Source organism: Methylobacterium nigriterrae (assembly GCF_037106235.1).
GTDB lineage: Bacteria > Pseudomonadota > Alphaproteobacteria > Rhizobiales > Beijerinckiaceae > Methylobacterium > Methylobacterium nigriterrae.
In genome coordinates, this window is the sequence record NZ_JBAWTG010001010.1 from 1 (window position 1) to 257 (window position 257).

Here is a 257-nt window from a genome sequence, read left to right on the forward strand (position 1 = left end):
TCATGTTGGTGATCTGGGTATTTATTTATTCGACAGCCCTCACCAACGATTCCGCCTCTTTTCTCCATTCCTTCGGAGTGACCAAAACTGTGTGGTCGCACAATCCGTTCTATGGTCTGGTTGTCATCTGCATCATGGTGGCGATCGCCTCACGAGCGGAAAAGATCCTTTTCCGAATCTCGACGGTGATGGTACTCACGAAACTGTCTGTCGTGACTTTCCTCGGCCTCGCGATCATCGGCAGCTGGAACCTGGCG

1 protein-coding gene is annotated in these 257 nt (G+C 51.8%); it reads left to right on the forward strand.

Annotated features, from left to right (window positions below):
* Positions 1 to 257 (forward strand): amino acid permease (locus WDW90_RS40060; RefSeq protein ID WP_336493111.1); only part of this gene is annotated, 257 nt, incomplete at both ends.